The sequence below is a fragment of the Rhodopseudomonas sp. B29 genome (assembly GCF_000333455.1).
In the GTDB taxonomy this organism is placed as follows: Bacteria; Pseudomonadota; Alphaproteobacteria; order Rhizobiales; family Xanthobacteraceae; genus Rhodopseudomonas.
The window spans coordinates 1-4,069 of the sequence record NZ_BADD01000216.1 but is presented as its reverse complement, the minus strand read 5'-3'; the positions used below and the strand labels follow the sequence as shown (position 1 = coordinate 4,069).

The 4,069-nt window shown below is 64.1% G+C and carries 2 protein-coding genes and 1 pseudogene; all 3 read right to left on the bottom strand.

Annotation, left to right across the window (positions count from 1 at the left end; translation table 11 throughout):
- Positions 1-297 precede the first annotated feature (297 nt).
- A pseudogene (locus I5M_RS29320) lies at positions 298-1,852 on the bottom strand (AMP-binding protein); the annotation flags it as partial.
- A 162-nt stretch (positions 1,853-2,014) separates the two neighbouring features.
- A complete protein-coding gene (locus I5M_RS07630) occupies positions 2,015-2,881 on the bottom strand; it encodes a 3-keto-5-aminohexanoate cleavage protein (protein ID WP_022720857.1) in 867 nt (288 codons plus the stop codon).
- Positions 2,882-3,003: 122 nt separating this feature from the next.
- Positions 3,004-3,837, bottom strand: coding sequence for an AraC family transcriptional regulator (locus I5M_RS07625; protein WP_022720856.1), 834 nt, complete (start codon positions 3,835-3,837; stop codon positions 3,004-3,006).
- Between the last annotated feature and the right edge of the window lie 232 nt (positions 3,838-4,069).

Below are 4,069 nucleotides of genomic sequence, written 5' to 3'. Positions count from 1 at the left end.
ATCATCGTGCCGCGCTCGGAGCAGTGATCGGGGGCAGGGTGCTGAGGTACTGAGCGCGATCGCCTTCAGTCGCGGCGCTCGACGATCAAGACCGATCCCACCGTCGCCAACGTATTCTCGATCAATTCCGGCTCGGGAGGCGTGTTGATGAGCAGTCCGGTGTGGTCGTCTCCCGCCAAGTTTACCGCCCAATGCGCTCTGCCGCCGGCATAGATCGGCTTGTCTAGCAGCATCGTCTGTAGGTCGAAAAGATGGACTTTGTTGTGAGTAAGCAGGATGTATCCGTTGCGGCCGGCCAACCTTGCGGAGTTTCCCCGTGGCGGTCATCGGCATTTCGTCGACGATACGCACCAGCTTGGGCACCTGGAAGCCGCCGAGCGACTTCTTGCAATGTTCGATGATCTCGGCCTCAGTCGCGGCTGCGCCCGGCTTGAGCTTGACGAAGCCCGATACCGCCTCGCCCCATTGCGGATGCGGGAGACCGACCACCGCGGCGTTCATCACCGCCGGGTGAGCCAGCAGCGTCTCCTCGATCTTGACCGAAGCGACGTTCTCACCGCCGGATTTGATCATGTCCTTCTTGCGGTCGAGGAACAGCACCTCGCCGTGCTCGTCGATCAGCGCCAAGTCACCAGTGTGGTGCCAGCCGAATTTGCGAGCCGCTTCGGTGGCTTCGGGATCCTTGTAGTAGCCGAGCATCACGTTGGGCCCGCGATGTACGATCTCGCCGACCTCGCCCACCGGCAGCAGATTGCCGTTGTCGTCCATGATGGCGGTCTCGTTGACGATGGTCGACTCGCCCCAGTAGTTGCCGAAGCGCGCGAGCTGGCGATCCGGCTGCGACATCGTCGTCGCCGGGTACATTTCGGTCTGACCGGAAGGCTGCACGAAGGTCGGGCACAGCTCGGCCATGGCGCGCTCCAGCAGCGGCCGCGGCATCGGCGCCATCGTGTAGATGCAGCAGCGCAGCGTCGACAAGTCGAACTCCTTGCGACGCGGATGATCCAGGATGACCTGATACATCAGCGGCAGGCCGATGAAGACGCTGAGCTTGTCGCGCTGGATCGACTCCATGCAGGCGACGGGATCGAAGCCGCGCATCAGCGCCAGCTTGCCGCCGACGACGAAATAGCTCAGCAGCAGGACGTGCGCGGCGCAGTGGAACAGCGGAAACTGCCCGGTGATGCCGTCGGTACGCGACAGCTGCATCTCGATGGCGTTGCTCATCGCCGCCATCGTCACCGCCAGATGGCCGTGCATCGCGCCCTTCGGTCGCGATGTCGTGCCCGACGTGTAGATGATCATCGCCAGATCGCGATCGTCGAACGCGACTTCGGGCTCGATCTCCGACTGACCTTCGATCAGTTGATTGAACAGAGGTAGTTTGGTCTCGGCCGCCTTGCCGGTCAGATCGACCGCGATCAGATCGATCCCGCGCTGCTCCAGCGCGACGCGGCGCTCCGGCTGGCCGTACAGATTGTCGTCGATCAGCGCAACTTTTCACTCGGCGTGGTCGAGAATGTAGCCCATGTCGCCGGGCCCGGAGCATGGTGTTGATGGGCACCCAGACCAGACCGGCGCGTTGAATGCCGAACGGCGATTTGACAAACTCGACCGAGTTGTTGCAGACCGTCGAAATCTTGGCGCCGGGCTTCAGGCCCCGCGCCACCAGCGCATTGGCGAAGCGGTTGGCGTCACGCTCCAGCTCGGCGTAGCTGACCTGGCGCGCCCCGTCGGTGAGCGCGATGCGGTCGCCGAACCGCCGCGCTGATTTCTTCAAGATGTCGCCGATCGCCACACGGCCGATCCGCCCCGGTCCCGGCACGCCGCCGGTCGCTTCCAGACTGCTCATGGTACTTCCCTCCGATGAGGCAGCTCTTGCGGCTGCTTAGGTGATAGGCTGTTTGGTCATTCCGGGGCGCCGCGAAGCGGCGAACCCGGAATCTCGCCACAGGCAGAACATTTCGAGATTCCGGGTTCGCGCGCTTTGCGCGCGCCCCGGAATGACTCGCGGTCAGTGCAACACTCCGAAAATCTTCCGCGCCTCTTCCGGCGAGGCGATCTCGCGGCCGGCGCGCCGCGCGCAGGCGGCGATCTCTTCGATCAGTTGGCCGTTGGACGTCACCTTCTCGCCGTTCGCCAGATAGAACGTATCTTCGAGCCCAGTGCGCAGGTGGCCACCGAGATCCGCGCAGCGCTGGTGCAGCGGCCAGATTTCGGCGCGGCCGATGGCGGTGACCTGCCAATGCGCTTCGGGGCGCTTGAGCTTGAGCAGGATCGGCAGCAGTTCGGGATCGGCCGGCATGCCGGAGGCGACGCCCATGACGAAGTTGTATTCAAGCGGCCCCGAATACATCCCGGTCTGCACATACATGCCGACGCAGCGAACGATGCCGACGTCGAAGCACTCGAACTCCGGAATAGTGCCGGCGTCCTTCATCGCGTCAAGGAAGTCCTGGACCTTCTCGACCGCGTTATCGAACATCATCGGCGGCCAGGCCCAATTATTGTCGGCCTTGACCTTGAGATAGTTCAGCGAGCCCGCATTGCAGGCCGCGATCTCCGGCCTGGTTTCGCGGATGCAGGCGAGCGGGCCGTCATATTTCGGGCCCGAGGTGCCGGAAGTGTGGTTGATGATGATGCCGGGACAGGCTTCGCGGATCGCCTGCTGAATCTCGCGCGAGACGGCGACGTCCCAGCTCGGCAGATGCCCCTTGTCGGGTCGCTGATCGCGCAGATGGATATGGACGATGGCGGCGCCGGCGTCGTAGGCCGCCTTGGCCTCACGCGCCATCTGTTCGGGCGTCACCGGGACATGATGCTGCTTGGGATCGGTGAGCACGCCGTTCAGCGAGCAGGTGATCACGGCCTTGTCACTCATCGATAGTCCACCCTTCCGTCCATGTTGCGACCGCGAAATCAGCGCGGTGCGTCTGTCCGGAATGATGCGAAAGCCACGCGCGCGCTTCTTGCGCGCACGCGCTGACTACGCGGCGCGACCGATTATGGCCGCCCGGCCACGCCCGCCATCACGGCCTTGGGATCGCTCCGCCAGATCGCCAGATCGCGCGAGCCGGAGAAGATGGCGCGCGGCTGCAGGCCGTAGAAGCGGCGGATCGAATGGCTGAAGTGGGTGGAGTCCGGATAGCCGATATCCTGCGCCAGATGCGCGAGGTTGAGATCGGCGTTGACGAAGTGAAGCAGATGCCGCGCCCGCTTCCAGGCGCGAAAGGCGCGAAACGACACGCCGGTCTCGTCCTTGAACAGATGCAGGAAGCGCGACTGCGACAGGTTGGCTGCCGCGGCGCAATCGTCCGCCGTCACCGCGGCATCGCTGACATCGCTGAGCCGTGCGATGGCACGGCCGATGCGGCGATCAAGCACCCGCGCCGGCAGCGCCTCGCCGAGTACGAGATCGTCGAATTCAGCGGTGGTGAAGCCGTCGCGGCGCCCGGTTGCCACTAGCGCGCGATATGCACTTCGGATGCGGGCTGCCAATGTGGCGCCGGCGCTACCGGCAATACGATGCCCGAGCTGAGTCATCGCCGAAGTCGGCACGCTCTCGGGCTCGACCACCAGACAAATCACGCAGCGCGAATCGCAAGCAACGCTGTGAACCAGATAAGGCGCCACGTAGACGATGCTGCCGCTCTGCTCGGCGCGGCCTTCAATGTCGATGCGCAGGTCGCCGTGCATCGACACGTAGATCGCATGGCCGCCCATGGTGCGACGCCGCGGCCTTCCGAGCAGACCAGCGTAGAGCACCCTCTCAGGGCTGATCAGCATCAGATGTTCGGGATTCGAACCTGCAATCTCACGACCGGCAGTCTCGCTCATGCGTCCTCCGAGGGCGCTTGCGCCCGTTTCCGCATTTGCTGCGGCGCTCTCTTCAGGGAGCGGATGCGGAGAATACAGCAAAGCCCGGCCCTGTCACCGGGCGAGTTTGCCGCAGAAATCGGCAGCGATTCAGGCGCGTTTTGGGATTTTTTGCTCCTCGCTCGCGCGGTCTTCGGCCGCCAGTGCGCTGCGATAGCCGTCGCGTTGCTGCAGCCGCTGCCAATAGGCCGTA